16 protein-coding genes and 1 riboswitch are annotated in these 18565 nt (G+C 57.6%); of the genes, 5 read left to right on the forward strand and 11 right to left on the reverse strand.

The features are described from left to right. Window positions 1-9 precede the first annotated feature (9 nt). The gene (locus GRPL_RS19815; RefSeq protein WP_032690364.1) at window positions 10-852 is read right to left on the reverse strand and encodes a 23S rRNA (adenine(2030)-N(6))-methyltransferase RlmJ; all 843 of its coding nucleotides are present in this window, start codon (window positions 850-852) and stop codon (window positions 10-12) included. A 193-nt stretch (window positions 853-1045) separates the two neighbouring features. Here GRPL_RS19815 and GRPL_RS19810 point away from each other — a divergent pair, with 193 nt between their 5' ends. The 3 genes from GRPL_RS19810 (at window position 1046) to rsmJ (ending at window position 5627) form a co-directional block, all read left to right on the forward strand. Beyond that, window positions 1046-2317 carry an acid phosphatase gene (locus GRPL_RS19810; protein ID WP_032698606.1) on the forward strand — a complete coding sequence of 424 codons (1272 nt, stop codon included), beginning with the start codon at window positions 1046-1048 and terminating at the stop codon, window positions 2315-2317. 381 nt (window positions 2318-2698) lie between these two features. Beyond that, window positions 2699-4741 (forward strand): oligopeptidase A, encoded by a 2043-nt coding sequence (prlC, locus tag GRPL_RS19805; protein WP_032690366.1) that lies wholly within the window; start codon window positions 2699-2701, stop codon window positions 4739-4741. Window positions 4742-4874: 133 nt separating this feature from the next. Further along, window positions 4875-5627, forward strand: a complete 753-nt coding sequence (gene rsmJ / locus GRPL_RS19800) for a 16S rRNA (guanine(1516)-N(2))-methyltransferase RsmJ (protein ID WP_032698680.1) — start codon at window positions 4875-4877, stop codon at window positions 5625-5627. 165 nt (window positions 5628-5792) lie between these two features. On the opposite strand, the gene dtpB is transcribed toward rsmJ, so the two are convergent. After that, complete coding sequence (gene dtpB / locus GRPL_RS19795; protein WP_032696947.1) at window positions 5793-7265, reverse strand: dipeptide/tripeptide permease DtpB; 1473 nt, start codon at window positions 7263-7265, stop codon at window positions 5793-5795. 320 nt (window positions 7266-7585) lie between these two features. After that, window positions 7586-8023 carry a universal stress protein UspA gene (uspA, locus tag GRPL_RS19790; protein WP_004126268.1) on the reverse strand — a complete coding sequence of 146 codons (438 nt, stop codon included), beginning with the start codon at window positions 8021-8023 and terminating at the stop codon, window positions 7586-7588. A gap of 379 nt (window positions 8024-8402) precedes the next feature. On the opposite strand from uspA, the gene uspB reads away from it, so the two are divergent. Next, entirely contained in the window at window positions 8403-8738 is a 336-nt protein-coding gene (gene uspB, locus GRPL_RS19785) for a universal stress protein UspB (protein ID WP_032696946.1), read from the forward strand. 75 nt (window positions 8739-8813) lie between these two features. On the opposite strand, the gene pitA is transcribed toward uspB, so the two are convergent. Further along, window positions 8814-10313, reverse strand: coding sequence for an inorganic phosphate transporter PitA (gene pitA, locus GRPL_RS19780; RefSeq protein WP_032696945.1), 1500 nt, complete (start codon window positions 10311-10313; stop codon window positions 8814-8816). Between the two features lie 230 nt (window positions 10314-10543). Between pitA and GRPL_RS19775 the strand changes: the two genes are divergently transcribed. Next, window positions 10544-11737, forward strand: a complete 1194-nt coding sequence (locus GRPL_RS19775) for a BaiN/RdsA family NAD(P)/FAD-dependent oxidoreductase (RefSeq protein WP_032696944.1) — start codon at window positions 10544-10546, stop codon at window positions 11735-11737. Window positions 11738-11779: 42 nt separating this feature from the next. Here GRPL_RS19775 and GRPL_RS19770 read toward each other — a convergent pair whose 3' ends face one another. From GRPL_RS19770 to nikA, 7 genes are all read right to left on the reverse strand, one after another. Then, on the reverse strand, window positions 11780-12793 hold the full coding sequence (locus tag GRPL_RS19770; RefSeq protein WP_032690372.1) for a magnesium transporter: 1014 nt from the start codon (window positions 12791-12793) through the stop codon (window positions 11780-11782). A gap of 56 nt (window positions 12794-12849) precedes the next feature. Continuing rightward, window positions 12850-13033: riboswitch (M-box (ykoK) riboswitch) on the reverse strand. A gap of 139 nt (window positions 13034-13172) precedes the next feature. Beyond that, the gene (gene nikR, locus GRPL_RS19765; protein WP_032690373.1) at window positions 13173-13589 is read right to left on the reverse strand and encodes a nickel-responsive transcriptional regulator NikR; all 417 of its coding nucleotides are present in this window, start codon (window positions 13587-13589) and stop codon (window positions 13173-13175) included. Continuing rightward, entirely contained in the window at window positions 13577-14368 is a 792-nt protein-coding gene (nikE, locus tag GRPL_RS19760) for a nickel import ATP-binding protein NikE (protein WP_032698607.1), read from the reverse strand. Before nikE ends, nikR begins: the two co-directional genes overlap by 13 nt. Next, complete coding sequence (gene nikD, locus GRPL_RS19755; RefSeq protein ID WP_032698609.1) at window positions 14365-15129, reverse strand: nickel import ATP-binding protein NikD; 765 nt, start codon at window positions 15127-15129, stop codon at window positions 14365-14367. Before nikD ends, nikE begins: the two co-directional genes overlap by 4 nt. Beyond that, window positions 15129-15962 (reverse strand): nickel ABC transporter permease subunit NikC, encoded by an 834-nt coding sequence (gene nikC / locus GRPL_RS19750; RefSeq protein WP_032690376.1) that lies wholly within the window; start codon window positions 15960-15962, stop codon window positions 15129-15131. Before nikC ends, nikD begins: the two co-directional genes overlap by 1 nt. Beyond that, entirely contained in the window at window positions 15959-16903 is a 945-nt protein-coding gene (nikB, locus tag GRPL_RS19745; protein WP_032690377.1) for a nickel ABC transporter permease subunit NikB, read from the reverse strand. The genes nikC and nikB overlap by 4 nt, the downstream gene beginning before the upstream one ends. Then, window positions 16903-18471, reverse strand: coding sequence for a nickel ABC transporter substrate-binding protein (gene nikA / locus GRPL_RS19740; RefSeq protein ID WP_032698611.1), 1569 nt, complete (start codon window positions 18469-18471; stop codon window positions 16903-16905). Before nikA ends, nikB begins: the two co-directional genes overlap by 1 nt. Between the last annotated feature and the right edge of the window lie 94 nt (window positions 18472-18565).

The following is an 18565-nucleotide window of genomic DNA, read 5'->3' on the forward strand; positions in this document are numbered from 1 at the left end:
TGGCTGTGATTACTCCGGTACGATCCAGCCAACGGTGGCATGTCCGATGCCGGTCGGCGAGAGTTTCTTATGCAACCACGGCAGGACGTTGTTCATCTGCTGTTCCAGCTTCCACGGTGGGTTAATGACGATCATCCCGGAAGCGGTCATGCCGCGCTGGTCGCTGTCAGGACGCACGGCAAGTTCAATCTGCATGATTTTGCGAATGCCGGTCGCTTCCAGATCTTTGATCATGCGCTTAATCTGCGCGCGCAGCACCACCGGATACCACAGCGCATAGGTGCCGGTGGCAAAGCGTTTGTAGCCTTCGTGGATGCCGGCCACGACCGCCTGGTAGTCGCTTTTAATCTCGTACGGCGGATCGATAAGAATCAGGCCGCGACGGGACACCGGCGGCAGCTTCGCTTTCAGCTGCAGGTAGCCATCGGCTTTTTCCACGCGGGCACGGGCATCTTTTTGAAATTCCGAACGCAGCAGCGGAAAATCGCTCGGGTGCAGTTCGGTCATTTGCAGGCTGTCCTGCTCGCGCAGCAGCTGGCGGGCGATCAGCGGAGAACCCGGGTAGTAGCGCAGCTGGCCGCTACGGTTGAAATGCTGGATGACGGAAATGTAGGCTTCCATCTCGGCTGGCAGGTCGTCCTGCTGCCAGATACGGGAAATGCCTTCCAGGTATTCACCCGTACGTTCGGCGTGCTCGCCGCTCAGCTGATAGCGGCCCGCGCCGGCGTGAGTGTCCAGATAGAGAAACGGTTTTTCTTTCTCTTTCAGCGATTCAATGATCAGACTCTGAACGGTGTGTTTAAGGACGTCGGCGTGGTTGCCTGCGTGAAAGCTGTGGCGATAACTGAGCATGGATGCAGAGATTCCGGGAATTAAACAAGATGACCGATAGTTTACCGCAGATCCGTACAGATTACCGCTGTAGCGCCGCGCTGTTTCAATGGGGTCAAAAGCGTTGCAAAACATGACTGCGTCATAAAAATGTCAAATATCAGCGCTAGCGTCGCGTGAAGGCAAGGTAATTGTTTGAATAAAAGGAAAAATAATGAAATTGCAAATCACACTCCTGACCTCAGCGTTGATCCTGGCGCTGCCGGCCCTGGCGAAAGAGGTTCCGCTGAACCAGGCGGCAGCGATCGCCGGTAGCGTGACGCCAGCGGCGGCCAGCCCGGCGTTTGACGATCTTGAAGGTCAGACGCTGGCGCAGCTGCGCGCTGCGCTGAAGGGCGATGCCGCCACGCTCACCCGCGGTCAGCTCGCGCACGCAAAACAGAATAAAACCCAGGCGGATAAGGCCTGGCTGAAGGCCAGCGGCTACGATTTCCAGGAGAAAGCGAATCAGCAGGCGGGTATCGCGCTGCTTGCCGCCTTCAGCACGCTCCCGGATTCGGTGGTGAAGGATAACCTGGCTACGGTGACCGCAATTAATCGCGATGCGACGCAGGCGACCCGCCATCAGGCGCTGGCGGATGCGGAAGGGATTAGCTATCTCTATTTCCTCAGCGATGCGCTGGGTCCGCGGCTCGGCAAAGCCTTCCTCACGGCCTACGACAAAGGTGAGCTGGGTAAAGCGGCGGCGCTGATTAAGGCCAGTGAAGTCAGTACGGGGGCGGCGAAAAAGCATTATAACAATCCGCGCCCGTTCCTGATCCAGGGCAATACCATTCATCTGGTGCCGGACGATGTGGTGATAAAGGACAACCAGCCTTACACCGCCGACGGAGGTTCCTTCCCCAGCGGACACACCAACACCGGCTACACCGATGCGCTGCTGATGGCGGAAATGATCCCGGAGCGCTTTGATGCGCTGGTGACCCGCGGCGCGCGCTACGGCTATTCCCGCATCGTGCTTGGCGTACATTACCCGCTGGATGTGATGGGTTCGCGGATGGTGGCGCAGCGTAATGTCGCGCATTACCTCAACGACGCGAAGTATCGTGCGCTGTTCAATGAAGCGCGCGATCAGCTGCGGACGGCGCTGGAAAAAGAGTGCGCGACCTCACTGGCCGAGTGCGCGAAGCCGGCCGGAAAAGATGACCCGTACCGCGACCCGGCGATGAACGCATTTTACGCGTTCACCATGACCTACAACCTGCCGCAGCAGAAGGGGGAGAAATCAGCTCTGACGGTGCCGGAAGGCGCAGAGGTTCTGCTGGAGACCGCGCTGCCGCATCTGTCCGCCGCCCAGCGCCGGGCGCTGATGGTGAAAACCGCGCTTCCGGCGGGTTATCCGCTGTCGGGCGAGACCGCCGACCAGCAGTTCTGGCAGCGGGTGAATCTGCCGGCGGCATATCAGATGGCGCAGAAAGCACATTAATCCAGCTTCCCGGTTTGCAGGATGACAATGTCCCCGGCCCATATAGCCGGGGAAAACCGGCGCGAGTCAGACCAGCACTGTTTTGCTTGTCATTTTGAAGCGGGGCGACGCCCGCAACGATTTATGTTTGAATGCCCCCTGGCGGCCCGAATGGGGAGCGAAGCGAAGCAAATCAACTCTTCACCTGCTACGTGTCCGCTCCGGTTGCTCCGCGCTGGCCGGGTGCAAACTGCCTGCGCCAATAATGCCGACTTATTGCAGCAATACCCGGCGCCTGGCACGGTGTGACATTGAAATTCCCGTCACGATCCCCCATTCTAGATCTCATGCTAAAGCGCCGGAACGCGCGCTTCATTCACCCTTTTCAACAGGACTGCGCATATGACCAATCCATTATTGACGCCTTTTTCATTGCCGCCTTTTTCTGCGATCAAGCCGGAACACGTCGTCCCTGCGGTGACCAAAGCGCTGGCCGACTGTCGGGCCGCGGTAGAAAGCGTGGTCGCGCAAGGCGCGCCATACAGCTGGGAAACGCTCTGCCAGCCGCTGGCTGAAGTGGATGATGTGCTGGGACGCATCTTCTCGCCGGTCAGCCATCTGAACTCGGTCAAGAACAGCCCTGAGCTGCGTGAAGCCTATGAACAAACGCTGCCGCTGTTGTCGGAATACAGCACCTGGGTAGGTCAACATGAAGGGTTGTATCAAGCGTATCGCGATCTGCGTGACGGCGACCATTACGCCACGCTGAATACCGCGCAGAAAAAAGCGGTGGATAACGCGCTGCGCGATTTTGAACTGTCGGGGATCGGCCTGGCGAAAGAGCAGCAGAAACGCTACGGCGAAATTGCCGCACGCCTGTCTGAGCTCGGCAACCAGTACAGCAACAACGTGCTCGACGCCACCATGGGCTGGAGCAAGCTGGTGACCGACGTCGCTGAGCTGTCCGGGATGCCGGAAAGCGCGCTGGCGGCAGCCCAGGCTCAGGCTCAGGCGAAAGAGCAGGAAGGTTATCTGCTGACGTTGGACATTCCGAGCTATCTGCCGGTGATGACCTACTGCGACAACCAGGCGCTGCGTGAAGAGCTGTATCGCGCCTACTCCACCCGCGCGTCAGACCAGGGGCCGAATGCCGGCAAATGGGACAACAGCCCGGTGATGGCGGAAATTCTCGCGCTGCGCCACGAGCTGGCCCAGCTGCTGGGCTTTGACAGCTATGCCGCCAAATCGCTGTCGACCAAAATGGCGGAGAACCCGCAGCAGGTGCTCGACTTCCTGACCGACCTGGCGAAACGCGCTCGTCCGCAGGGTGAGAAAGAGCTGGCTCAGCTGCGCGCCTTCGCAAAAGCGGAGTTCGGCGTCGACGAGCTGCAGCCGTGGGATATCGCTTACTACAGTGAAAAACAGAAGCAGCATCTCTACAGCATCAGCGATGAGCAGCTGCGCCCTTACTTCCCGGAAAACAAAGCCGTTAACGGCCTGTTTGAAGTGGTGAACCGCATTTACGGGATTACCGCCAAAGAGCGCACCGATGTGGACGTCTGGCACCCGGAAGTGCGTTTCTTTGAACTGTATGATGAGAACCACGAACTGCGCGGCAGCTTCTATCTCGATCTGTATGCTCGCGAGCACAAACGCGGCGGAGCGTGGATGGACGACTGCGTCGGGCAGATGCGCAAGCTTGACGGTTCGCTGCAAAAGCCGGTTGCCTACCTGACCTGCAACTTTAACCGCCCGGTGAACGGCAAACCGGCGCTGTTTACCCATGATGAAGTGATCACGCTGTTCCACGAATTTGGTCACGGTCTGCACCATATGTTGACCCGTATCGATACCGCCGGCGTCTCCGGCATCAGCGGGGTGCCGTGGGATGCGGTCGAGCTGCCGAGCCAGTTTATGGAAAACTGGTGCTGGGAGCCGGAAGCGCTGGCGTTTATCTCCGGCCACTATGAAACCGGTGAACCGCTGCCGCAGGAGCTGCTGGAAAAAATGCTGGCGGCGAAAAACTATCAGGCCGCGTTATTCATTCTGCGTCAGCTGGAGTTCGGCCTGTTCGACTTCCGTCTGCATGCGGAGTACAAACCGGAGCAAGGGGCGAAAATCCTCGAAACGCTGGCGGAAATCAAAAAGCAGGTCGCCGTGGTGCCTGGGCCGTCCTGGGGGCGCTTCCCACATGCCTTCAGCCATATTTTTGCCGGGGGCTATGCGGCAGGCTACTACAGCTATCTGTGGGCCGATGTCCTGGCGGCGGATGCCTTCTCGCGCTTTGAAGAAGAGGGGATTTTCAATCGTGAAACCGGCCAGTCGTTCCTCGATAACATTCTGAGCCGCGGCGGTTCCGAAGAGCCGATGGTGCTGTTCAAACGCTTCCGCGGGCGCGAACCGCAGCTCGACGCGATGCTGGAGCATTACGGGATTAAGGGCTAATTTCCCGTCATTCTTCAGGCTGCCTCTTTGGCAACTGCACTCACTCACCCTGGCCGCATACTCTCTGTACGTGGCCAGGGACTGGTTCTTTTGTTGTCTTGAGGCAACGCGAATTCTTTAGGGTAAAGTGGACGTGAAAATCTGCTTAATTGATGAAACGGGCGCCGGAGACGGCGCCTTATCTGTTCTTGCCGCTCGCTGGGGCCTGACGCAGGACGATGACAATCCGATGGCGCTGGTGATGACCCGCGAACATCTGGAGCTGCGTAAGCGCGACGAGCCGAAGCTCGGCGGGATCTTCGTTGATTTCGTCGGCGGGGCGATGGCCCACCGACGTAAATTTGGCGGCGGTCGCGGCGAGGCGGTGGCGAAAGCGGTTGGCGTCAAAGGCGACTACGTGCCGGATGTGGTGGATGCGACGGCAGGGCTGGGGCGCGATGCCTTCGTGCTGGCCTCGGTGGGCTGCCGTGTGCGCATGCTGGAACGTAACCCGGTAGTGGCGGCCCTGCTTGATGATGGGCTGGCTCGCGGCTACGCCGACCCGGAAATCGGCCCGTGGCTTCGGGAGCGTTTGCAGCTGATTCACGCCTCCAGCCTGACGGCGCTGACGGACATTACGCCGCGCCCGCAGGTGGTCTATCTTGACCCGATGTTCCCGCATAAGCAGAAAAGTGCGCTGGTAAAGAAAGAGATGCGCGTGTTTCAGTCGCTGGTGGGGCCGGATCTGGATGCCGACGGCCTGCTGGAACCCGCGCGTCATCTGGCGACCAAACGGGTGGTGGTGAAACGTCCGGATTACGCCCCGCCGCTGGCGGATGTCACCACGCCGAACGCAGTGGTCACCAAAGGACACCGCTTCGATATTTACGCCGGGACGCCCGAGTAGCGTTTCACTGCTGTGGACTATCCCGGATAGCAGCCGCAAGCCTTATCCGGGATGCATGTCCAACGACCTGAAGCGCCGGACGAGTTTGTCATTGAAGTGCGAGACTGGATTGCCGCGCGGAAAGGAACACCTCAGCGGCGCCAGCCGCTGAGGTGAAACAGGTTGTTATTTGTCGCTCGACGGCGTGTTAATCATCCTGTTGAGCCACGGTACCAGCAGCGCCATCACCATGGTTACACCCAGCGTCACCAGGCCAATTTTGCTAAACACGCTGGTATAAACCGGCAGAGTTTGCAGCGGGTCGGTGATATTTTCCGGCACGGCGGTGAAAGTGGCGACGTATCCGCCCATCAGGAAGGCCGCCGCCTGAGTCAGAAACCACATTCCCAGAATAAAGCCCATCAGATGCTGTGGCACCAGCGCGGCGACCATCGCCAGCCCCAATGCGCTGATCAGCAGCTCCCCCAGACTCTGGAACAGATAAACCAGCACGATAAACCACGGCGACGTCAGCCCCTGTGCATCGGCAAACCAGATTCCCGCGGCGGCGGCGGTCAGGAAGCCCAGCGAACATAAAAACATGCCGAGGGTAAATTTCATCGGCATGGTGAGATCTTTGCCTTTGTTGCCAAGGCGGGTATAAATCGCCGCCAGCACCGGACTGGCCACCACCACCCAGAACGGGTTCAGTGCCTGGAAGCTGACCGGGTTAATGGTCATGCCGAGGATATCGTGGTGAACGTTATTGATGGCGAAGAAGTTCAGCGAGGTCGGCATCTGCGCGTACAGAATGTAGAACAGCACCGCTTCCAGCATCAGGATAAAGGCGACAAACATTTTGTTGCGCCCGGTTTTATCCAGCCTGAAGGCCTCGCGAAAGAAGAAAATAATGACGATGATAGAGAGGACAATCAGCACCAGGTTAGCGATTTTGACGTTATGCATCAGCCAGGCGCAAAGGAACACCATCGCCACCGTACCGACCAGCACGTACAGCAGGTTGCGCACAATAAGCGGCCGATGGTCCGGCTCCGACCCGATATCTTTCACCATCCCGCGGCAGGCGAAATAGACCAGCAGGGCGATAATCAGCCCCGCGCCGCACAGGTTATAGGTCACGGCATAGCCAAATTTTTCCGCGATCACCGGCGCCAGAGAGAGCGACAGCAGCGAGCCGATATTAATCGACATATAAAACAGGGTGAATGCGCCATCGAGACGAGCATCTTTGGGGGGATAGCACTTTGACAGCAGGCTGGCGGGATTGGCTTTAAATAGCCCGTTCCCGACGGCAATCGTCCCGAGGGCGATAAAAATCAGGTCCGGTTTAAGCAGCGACAGCCCGGTCATGAAGTAGCCCAGCGCCAGCACCACGGCTCCAAGAACCAGCGTGCGTTTGGTGCCGAGCAGGTGGTCGCCAACATAGCCGCCGATGGAGATCAGCCCGTAAACCAGCGCGGCAAAGGCGCCAAAGGTAATAAACGCTTGTTCCTGAGAAAATCCAAGTTGTTTAACAAAAAAGACCGCCAGGATCCCCTGAACGCCGTAATAACCAAATCGCTCCCATAATTCCACAAAAAAAATCATGAAGAACGGACGAGGTTGCTGCAACAGCCCCGTAGGTGCAGTAGTTTTCATATTCCTTCGCCTTGTAGTGCAATCCCAAAAAAGTATGAACGCGTATGCCAGAACGCGCTGAAAAAGTATGGTGAAGCGCAATGATGCGGCTATTGGCTTTGACGGTAGATTATTATATAGATTATTTTTCTAATAACTGGTTGATCACACTAATCAATAATAAATACTCGGTTTGATATCCTGGTAGTAAAGGTGGGTAAGTAATATTTGAATCGGCCAATGGAGGCAGGCAAGGGGCGCGGGCAAATATGCCCTTCGTGAAAAACAACAACGCCCGCAAAGGCGGGCGCTGGCATTCTGATGGTTAACCGCGCGAACGGTTATTCGTCTTCTTCATCGCGCAGCGGCACAATCAGCATATCGACGTGAACGGTGTTGATGAGCTGACGTGCGGAAGACATCAGCTTGCTCCAGAAATCCTGATGGTGACCGCAGACCACCAGGTCCATATCGTATTTTTTAATCGCATCAACCAGCACCTGACCGAGATCGCCGCTGCCGCTCAGGGTTTCGGTAATGGGGTAGCCCGCATTGGTGGACAGCTCGCTCAGCGCGTGGTGCGTCTCTTCGGAAATACGTTTCTGCATATCGCCCAGATTGACATCGATCAGACCGGTGTACAGGTCGGAGTAATTAACATCCACGTGAATCAGAGAGACTTTGGCATTATAAGGACGCGCCATAGAAACGGCTTTCTCTACCAGAACTTTGCTTTCCGGGGAGAGGTCTACTGCAATAAGAATATGTTTGTAAGCCATAGTGTTACTCCTTCCATAAGTTGTCGATGACCATTGGACCAGACAGCTGGTGCTGCCGCTTCGCCCGCGTCCTGCGTGCTAATCCGCGGGGGTTCAGCCCTTTAAGGACTTAATTGTAGAAGATATTTCTACCTTATAGCGCCCCTCGCGCTCCGTCAATGCACCTGGTTCACCAAAAGTTAAACAAATATATTCATCTTACGTATTGATAACGATTAACCTTGTGGTAAAAAAATTGACTGATCTCCTACACTATTTAATGAGCCGATCGGATAAATAAACGTGATCGGAATCGCACTCTCGTATTGTATGTTGGGTTGGGTATTGGGAAGCGCTAGCTCCGGAGATGTCTCCGAGGGCGGGTCGCCGGGGAGGACGTATGATCAGCACTATTGCGCTGTTTTGGGCCCTGTGTATCGTTTGTGTGGTGAATATGGCACGCTACTTCTCATCATTGCGTGCATTATTGGTTGTGCTACGTGGTTGCGATCCCTTGCTTTATCAATATGTTGATGGCGGAGGCTTTTTTACTTCGCATGGGCAGCCGGGCAAACAGGTGCGCCTGGTGTGGTATATCTATGCCCAACGTTATCGCGATCATCACGATGAGGAGTTTATTCGTCGCTGCGAGCGGGTACGGCGGCAGTTTATTCTGACCAGCGCCCTGTGCGGTCTGGTGGTGGTGAGTCTGATCGCGTTACTGATCTGGCACTAGCCGGATGTCAGGTAAAAAAAACGGGCCAGTTTCCTGACCCGTTTATGTTTGCTCGCTCAGCGCTAATAACCGGACTTAGATAAGCTTGAGGGCTATCCAGTACAGTCCGCCTGACAACAGAATCGCTGCCGGCAAGGTCAGCACCCACGCCATCAGAATACTGGTGACGGTCTTTCTCTGCAGGCCGCCGCCATCGACGAGCATCGTCCCCGCTACGGAGGAGGAGAGCACGTGGGTGGTGGAAACCGGCATACCGGTGTAACTCGCCAGACCAATCGAAACCGCAGCGGTCATCTGGGCTGACATACCTTGCGCGTAGGTCATACCTTTCTTACCGATCTTCTCGCCGATAGTGGTCGCCACGCGACGCCAGCCGATCATGGTGCCGATACCCAGCGCCAGCGCCACGGCCATAATGATCCAGATTGGCGCGTACTCGATGGTGCTCAGCATATCGGTTTTCAGTTTCTTCAGCAGGCGCTGATCGTCAGCATTCACTTCCGGCAACTTCGCGACTTTATCGGTCGTGTCGGAAATGCACAGCATGATGCGACGCAGCTGACTACGCTGATCAATGGAGAGCGAGTCATAGCTTTCAATACCGGTCAGCGCCGTCTTCACGCGATTCAGTGCGTTGATGGTATTCGCCGGATGGCAATGGAACTCGCCGCCGCTGGCGGCCGTCCCGGCCTCCGGAGACGGAATCAGCTGATCAACGCCGGTGGCCTTTTTCAACAGCTCAGGGCGCTGTTCGAAGAAGGTTTCCACGTTGTTCACCGCATCGCGGGTCCGGGTTATCTCATAGCCGGAGGCATTCATGTTAACCACGAAACCTGCCGGCGCCACACCGATCAGCACCAGCATGACCAGACCAATGCCTTTCTGGCCGTCGTTCGCACCGTGTGAGAACGATACGCCAATGGCGGACAGAATCAGAGCAATACGGGTCCAGAATGGCGGCTTTTTCTTACCGTCTTTCTTTTCACGTTCTGCAGGCGTCAGGTGAATACGGGCACGTTTTTTGGTACCGCTCCAGTAACGACGCAAAATGAAAATCAGGCCGCCAGCAACCACCAGACCGACAATCGGTGAGATGATAAGTGAGCCAAAAATACCGATGACTTTCGGGATATTCAACGCATCGACCACGGACGTGCCGGTCATCAGCGCATTGGTTAAACCAATACCGATGATAGCGCCGATCAACGTGTGCGAACTGGAGGCCGGGAGGCCAAAATACCAGGTACCGAGGTTCCAGATAATCGCTGCCAGCAGCATAGAAAACACCATGGCGAGGCCATGTGCGGAACCCATGTTAAGCAGCAGGTCGGTCGGCAGCATATGCACGATGGCATAAGCGACGCTGAGACCACCCAACAGAACGCCGAAGAAGTTGAAGAGGGCCGCCATCGCAACAGCAAGTTGTGACCGCATTGCGCGTGTGTAAATCACAGTAGCAACAGCGTTTGCGGTATCATGAAAACCGTTAATCGCTTCGTAAAACAGCACGAAAGCTAAAGCAAGCAATAGTAATAGCCCGGTATGTAAATCCAGACCGGCAAATAAATGTAGCATAGGACGTTACGCCATTTTGAGGACATGAACGCGGCGCATTATCAGTGACTTTAGCGGCGCGGGCAAAGTGAAATATAGACTTTTTTTGATTTTCTTCCTGTCTGGATTTTACCTGCTTGAGAGTAATCCTATATCTTTCAATGATGTACATGAATACATCGATTTTCGTGCTGGTGCGACCAGCGTGAAAAATTTACAATTCCCGACAATCGGGATATGAGGAAAGTTGCGTGGAAAGGTTTGATGCCATTGTAATTGGCGCCGGAGCGGCGGGAATGTTTTGTGCAGCGCAGGCGGGCCAGGCGGGGCTGCGCGTGCTGTTGCTGGATAATGGCAAAAAGCCAGGCCGTAAAATCCTGATGTCCGGCGGCGGCCGCTGCAACTTTACCAATATGTATATTGAGCCGGCAGCGTATCTCAGCCTGAACCCGCATTTTTGCAAATCTGCGCTGGCGCGTTATAGCCAATGGGATTTTATCGAACTGGTGGGCAAACACGGCATTGCCTGGCATGAGAAGACCCTCGGCCAGCTGTTTTGTGATGATTCTGCTGAGCAAATCGTCAACCTGCTGCTGGCGGAATGTGAAAAGGGCGGCGTGCAAATTCGCCTGCGTAGCGAAATTATCAGCGTCGAACGCGATGATGAAGGCTACAGACTGCAACTTAATGGCGACGAGGTGGCGGCGAAAAAACTGGTGGTCGCCTCCGGCGGCCTGTCGATGCCCGGGCTGGGGGCGTCGCCGTTTGGCTATAAACTTGCCGAGCAGTTTGGTCTCAAGGTGCTGCCGACCCGTGCGGGCCTGGTGCCCTTTACGCTGCATAAACCGCTGCTTGAGCAGTTGCAGGTGCTCTCGGGCGTTTCGGTGCCATCAACCATTACCGCACAGGACGGCACGCTGTTCCGCGAGAATCTGCTGTTTACCCATCGCGGGCTCTCCGGGCCGGCGGTGCTGCAGATTTCCAGCTACTGGCAGCCGGGCGAGTTTGTCACCATCAACCTGCTGCCTGATTGCCATCTTGATGAGTTCCTTAACGAGCAGCGTAGCGAACATCCGAATCAAAGCCTGAAAAACACCCTCGCCATGCAGCTGCCGAAGCGGCTGGTGGAGTGCCTGCAGCAGCTGGGACAAATTCCGGACGTCACGCTAAAACAGCTCAATGTGCGTGAGCAGGAAATGCTGGTGGAGACGCTGACCGCCTGGCGCGTGCAGCCCAACGGCACCGAAGGCTACCGTACGGCGGAGGTGACCCTCGGCGGCGTCGATACGCACGAACTGTCGTCGCGGACCATGGAAGCTCGCAAGGTGCCGGGGCTCTATTTTATCGGTGAAGTGATGGATGTGACCGGCTGGCTGGGGGGGTACAACTTCCAGTGGGCATGGTCTTCCGCCTGGGCCTGCGCCCAGGCGCTGGTCGAAGCGTAAGACAGGGGCAGCCTCCTGTTACGGGAAGCTGCCCCCGGTTTATCAGCTCAGACCAAGAAAGTGCTGGGCGATTTTGAAGTAGATAATCAGCCCGGTGCCATCAATCAGCGTGGCGATAAACGGCGCGGAGACGACCGCCGGGTCGATGCCCACGCGCTTAAGCGTCAGAGGGATCACTGACGATACCACCGCGCTCCACAGCGTAATACATACCAGCGTCAGGCTGACAATCAGGGTGATCTCCATGCCAATGCCCATCATCCAGGCGCGCAGGCAGCCCGCCAGACCGAGAGTGATGGCAATCAGCAGCGACGTCGTCATCTCTTTACGAATCACCCGGCCCATATCGCGCAGGCGGACTTCCCCGAGCGCCATGGAACGGACCAGCGTGGAGGTGATCTGCGTACCGCTGTTACCGCCGGTACCGATCAGCAGCGGAATAAAGAAGGCCAGCGCAATGGCCGATTCCAGCGCCTCTTCAAAATGTTGAATGACGCTGCTGGTGTAGGCTTCCGCGACGAACAGCAGCAATAACCACACCGAACGTTTTTTCCACAGCGTCCACGGGCTGATCTCCAGATAGGGCTTATCCAGCGGGAGCGTTGCGCCCTGGCGATGCACATCTTCGGTGACGTCGTCTTCCAGCAGATGGGCAATCTCTTTCTCCATCAGGCAGCCGACCAGTTCGCCTTTTTCAACCACCGGCACCAGGTCGAGTCCGCGCTCGCTCAGTTCGGCGACCACCTCCTGACGCTCATCATCGGGCTTCACGCGAAACAGGCAGCTGTCCATCAGATAGCGAATGGATTGCGCCGTATCGCTCTCCTGAAGCAGCTTTTTAATCGATAAACTGCCGCGCAGCTTCTTTCCGGCCACCACAAAGACCTGGCCTGGAATATCATCGCTGGTGAGCTGCGAGACAAAGAGCTCCCGCGCTTCATAGACGCTGAGGTGCTCGGGCAGAGTGATAAAATCGGTACGCATGTACTGGGCGATCGCATCGCCGTCGAAGGCGGAAGTGGCCAGATGCGCGGCGCAGTGTTGCATTGAAGACATGGTGTAATTCCCTATAAAAAATCACTCATAGGGGCGAACAAGACAGGATGAGCACAGGCAGATCCCTACGTCCTGGTTTTAGCACTGCACAACGTATCTGTCCGGCATGAATGCCGTCAGAAGTTACCTTGGCAACACCTTGATTCGATGGATGCCTGTATTTCCCTGAGTGGTCTCTCTCGATACCAGCAGGGCGGTAACTTGTATTTGTGCAGGAGCCTCGCCATAACGAGATCGTTAAATGAGCGGCCATTATAGGCAGGTAGAAAAGTGGTGAAAGCATATAATTTACGTGGTTTATCAACTGTTGATAAACCACGTTAAATTGGTCGGTTTTCAGGGCGATACGTCGAATTGCGTTTCCGCCATCATCGGCGGGTCAGTCGTGCGGACCCTCGTCTTGCGCGGTTAAGCAGTGCAGATGCCCGTGACGTACGCCGCGCTGGGCAATCACCTCATCGGCAAAATGCCGCACCTCGCCCATTTCACCTTTAAGGACGGCAATCTCCAGACAGTCGTCATGGCTGATATGTACATGCAGCGTCGCAACGGACAGGTCATGATGGTGATGCTGCGTGGCGATCAGTCGGCTTGCCAGCTCGCGCTTTTCATGTTCATAGACATAGGAAAGCACCGCGTAACCGCGCTGTTCGGGCCGCTGCGCATGCTCATGCATCAACGAATTGCGCAAGATATCGCGCACCGCCTCCGAACGGTTGTGATAGCCGCGCTGGGCGCTCAGCGCGTCCAGGGTCGCCAGAAGATCGTCATCAAGAGTCAGGGTTACGCGCTGCATGGTCGTTTCTCTATGGCAAGGGAAGGTGGAAAAGCAGGGAGGACCGCACGTTGAAGTGTCCGTCCTGCCATTGACTGAAGGCGCAGCGGCGTGTTGACCGCCGTGGTCTCAAGAATCTGCCCGCTTTCCATCACCATCACCCGCTGACAAAAGCGCTCTACCAGCCGCAGATCGTGGGTGATAAACAGGCAGGCGGTAGAAAACTGTACCTGCAGACGCTTCAGCAGCGCAACGATCTCCGCCTGCAAAACGAGGTCAAGATTCGAGACGGCCTCATCGAGGATCAGTAAGGGGGGACGCACAACCAGCGCCCGCGCCAGGCAGACCCGCTGCAGCTGCCCGCCGCTGAGCTGGTGCGGGCGTTTGTCGAGCAGGTGTGGAGAAAGGTCCACCGCCTGCATCATCGCTTCGACCCGCGCCTGGCGCTCATCGCGCGCGAAGCGAAACAGATGGCGCAGCGGCTCGCTGATGATCTCATTCACCGTTTTTCGCGGGTTCACCGCGCTTTGAGCATCCTGGAAAACCAGCTGGATATCACGACGAAACGCCCGTTGCGCGTCGCCTTTTAGCGTATGAATCGGCGTCCCGCGCCAGGTTATCTCGCCGTGATCCGGTGTCTCAAGGCCGACCAGCATCCGCGCCAGGGTGCTTTTACCGCAGCCGCTGCGTCCAAGCAGCGCCACCGTTTCACCCGCCTGGACGCTCAGGCTGACGTCGCGCAGCACGCCCGGATGGTGCGGGTAATCGTGGCTGACGTCGGTAACATTCAGTAGGTTCATCCTGCAAACTCCATTCCGTACAGCGCCAGGTGCGCCGCCAGCAGCCGTTGACTCACCGGATGCCGGGGAGCGCTGAACAGGGTATTGACGTCGCAATGCTCGACGATGCGCCCGCGGTCCATCACCGCGACCTCGTGCGCCAGCCGCGCCACCACGCCCATGTCGTGAGTCACCAGCAGCAGTCCCTGGCCGCGGCTGGAGACAATCTCTTCCAGCAGATCCAGAATGCGCCCCTGCGCCACGGCATCGAGGTCGGTGGTGGGTTCATCGGCGAAGATAAAGGGGGCTTTACTCAGCAGGGCGAGAGCGATCATCATTCGCTGCAACATCCCGCCGCTCATCTCGAAGGGATAGCGTTTCAGCAGCTGAGACGGGTTTTCCAGACCGACGGCGGTCATGGCGGCAATAAGCGCCGCATCATCCGCAGGCTGGCCGGTGGCGCGGCAGGTTTCCCGCGCGTGAGTCGCCATCGTATACAGCGGATTAAAGGCGCTGCGCGGATTCTGCATAATGGTGGCAATGGTACCGCCCCGTAGCTGTTCGCCGTGCACCGGAATGCCGTCCAGCAGCAGACGCCCGGCGGTTTGCCGGACGCCGGGGGGCAGAACGCCAAGCGCGGCGGCACAGGTCAGCGATTTTCCGCAACCGCTGCTGCCCAGCAGGGCCAGCACCTGCCCGCGACGCAGGGTCAGCGACAGCTCCGTCACCAGCGGGCGGCCGGCGCGCAGGGTAAAGTGTTCTAACTGGATCTTTTGCGGCATCAGTGGCTGTGCTCCGCGATCAGGTGAGGATCGAGACGATCGCGTAGCGCGTCGCCCACCAGGTTAAAGGCCATCACGCTGATAAACAGCGCCAGGCCGGGCCACAGCATCTGTAGCGGCTGGGTCCAGATAAACTGCCGCGCATCGTTAATCATTACCCCCCATTCCGCCGTGGGTGCGCTGACGCCAAGGCCGAGGAACGACATCCCGGCGACGTGCAGCATCATATGACCGATATCGAGGGTAGCGAGGACCAGCAGCGACGGCACCACCGCGCCGGCCAGGTGATCGAGGAAAAGCCGCCAGCGATTTGCGCCGCTCAGCCGCGCGGCGAGAATAAACTCGCGCTGGCGCAGGGACACCACCAGGCTACGAACCATGCGCGCGTACCACGCCCAGTGCGACAGGGCGATGGCGATAATCACGTTGCTCAACCCGGTCCCCAGCACGCCGACCATAAAGAACGACAGAATGGAGGTAGGAAAGGTCATAAACATATCGGCCACCCGCATGGTGAGCTGATCGACGCGCCCGCCCATCAAGCCGGCACAGCCGCCAATGAGGAGCCCCAGCGCCAGAACCAGCAGTAAACAGGCCATCACCGCCCCCAGCGACACCCGGGTCGCCGCCAGCAGACGGGAGAAAATATCGCGGCCAAGATGGTCGGTTCCCAGCCAGTGCTGGCCGTCTGGCGACAGCAGACGGGAAGGTAAATCAATGGCCTGCGGATCATACGGTAGCCACCACTGGCTGGTGAGCGCCACCAGCGTCAGCAGGACGATGATGACCAGCGCCGCGCGCACCGAACCGCGCGCTGAGAAGAAAAAGCTCATGAGCGCGCTCCTTCATGACGACGAATGCGCGGGTCCAGCGCGGCATTTACCAGATCGACCGCCAGATTACACAGGGCGAATACCACCACCATGATAAGCGTAAAGCATTGAATAACCGGATAATCACGGTTAAAAATGGCCGAAACGGCATAGCGCCCGATGCCCGGCCAGGCAAAGATATTTTCGATGATCATCGTCCCGCCGATCAGTTCGCCAATGTGCATTCCCACGGCGGTAATCATCGGTAGCGAGGCGTTGCGTAGAATGTGGCGACGTTCGATTTGCCTGGCATTCAGGCCGCGCAGGCGAGCCCAGGTGACATGGCGCTGTCCGGCGACTTCCAGCATGCTGGCGCGCAGGAGGCGGGCGTTAATCGCCAGCGACATAAACGCAATCGACACGGCCGGCAGGATGATATGCTGCCAGCCGCCGTAGCCCAGAGCCGGCAGCCACTGTAAATAGACCGAGAAGAAGAGCACCAGTAAAAAGGCGAGCCAGAAGTTTGGCATCGACACGCCGAGAAAGGCGATGATCCGCACGATGAAATCCGGCAAATTCTCGCGGTGACGCGCGGCCCAGATGCCCAGCGGTACCGAGGTCAGCAGGATCAGCACCAGCGCCGCGCCCGCCAGCTGCAGCGTGGCGGGCAGGAAGCGCAGCACATCGTCAAGCACCGGGCGCTGGGTGGCAAATGATACGCCAAAATCGAGATGCAGCGCCCGCCACAGCCAGCGGCCGTACTGGACGACGAGCGGTTGATCCAACCCGAGCATCGCCCGCGTAGAGGCCACCATATCCGGCGTGGGCGGCAGGTTTGAAAGCCGCAGATAGTCGAGCGCCGGGTCACCGGTGCCGAGGCGCAGCATCAGGAAGATAATCACCGAGGCGGCAAAAATCATCGGAATCAGCAGCAGAATGCGGCGCAGCAGATAACGTTGCATCAGGGATTCACCGGCTGGATCTGTTCGAACGGAATTTCAGCGGTAACCGGTGCGTAAGGAATCGCTCCCAGCTCGGGTTTCGCCACCACCATCATTGAGATATAGCTGACGGGCAGATAGACCGCGTCATTGTGCAGACGAGTCAGAATATCGCGATACAGCGCCTGACGTTGCGCATCGTTGCTGGTGGTCAGAACCTGACCAATCTCTTTATCAATCAGTGATTTGTCCGCTAGCCCTTGCTGCGCCTGGTAATCAGCGTGCGAGGGGACGCGCATTGAGCTCATAAAAGCATGCGGGTCATACGGCGCGCCCCAGGTACGGTTAAAGATCATGCCAAAGCGGCCGTCGCGCTGGCGGGCGTAAATGCTGCTCTCCTCTTCACCGACCAGCGCCACATCCACCCCGACCTGGCGCATATCCGCCTGGATTATCTCCGCCATCGACTTACTCAGGGCATCGGTACCGATAAACGACAGTTCTATGTGCAGCGGCTGGCCGTTCTTCTCGCGAATCGCTTTGCCCGCGGGCCGGATCCAACCGGCGTTCTCCAGCAGGGCGTTGGCCTGCTGCGGGTCGTAGTGGCGCGGTTTCAGACCAATGTTGGCGTATGGCACGGAAGGGGCGAAAAGCGTGTCGGCCACCTGCTGCGTACCGTACAGCGCATTGTCGATCAGCGATTTTTTGTTCACCGCATAATTCAGCGCTTCACGCACCGCCAGTTCATTGGTGGGGGCTCTGGCGGAGTTAAGCGCCAGCATCACCGTTTCCACAGGTTGAGAGAGCTGGGTACGCCAGGCCGGGTTATGGCTGAAACGGGCGAAGGTATCCAGCGGCAGCAGGCCCTCGTTACCGTAAAGCAGATCGATATCGCCGGTTTCAAAGGCCACGGCGCGGGTCATCGGATCCGGAATCACTTTCACGGTCACCTGGCGGATCGCCGGTTTGTCACCCCAGTAGCGGTCGTTACGTACCAGCACATCATACTGGTTGAGTTTCGAAGTTTTCAGTACCCAGGGGCCGGTACCGATGGGCGCTTTGATACCGTGTTGCGTTCCCCCTTCCACAAACTGCGAAGGGGCGATAAAACGGAACGGGCGCGGCAGAGCCAGCTCCTGCAAGAAAGGGTAGTAGGCGCTTTTGAGCGTAATCTGCAGCTGCGTATCGCCGAGCGCCCGCACGTCGGTAATCTGATTGGTGAGCTCCAGCCAGGCATGGCGCTGCCGGTTAGCCAGCACCGCCTGGAAGTTGGCGACCGCAGCCTGCGCATTGAACGGCTCGCCGTTAGAAAACTGCACGTCGTTACGCAGGGTAAAGAGCCACACTTTCCCGTCCGCAGAGTGGCTCCAGCGGGTGGCCAGCCACGGCTTTACCGCACCATCCGCCTGGTACTTGACCAGCGGCTCATACACCATGCTTTGGGCAAACATTTGGTTGGGGGTATACAGATGCGGATTCAGCGGACCCACGTTCACCGGCCAGGCGGTGGTGATGTCGTAGGAAGCGGCGGCGGTCAGCAGAGGTGCGCAGGCGAGGAGCGCCAGCAGCGTGGTGCGGAAAATAGACAAGGTCTTTATCTCAACAGGAAGGAAAGTATGATGATTTTAATAATTCATCATACTTCAGGCCTAACCTGGATCAATGTCAGGACAGAAAGTATAA

Origin of the sequence: Klebsiella planticola ATCC 33531 (genome assembly GCF_000735435.1) — a bacterium.
GTDB classification, from domain to species: Bacteria; Pseudomonadota; Gammaproteobacteria; order Enterobacterales; family Enterobacteriaceae; genus Klebsiella; species Klebsiella planticola.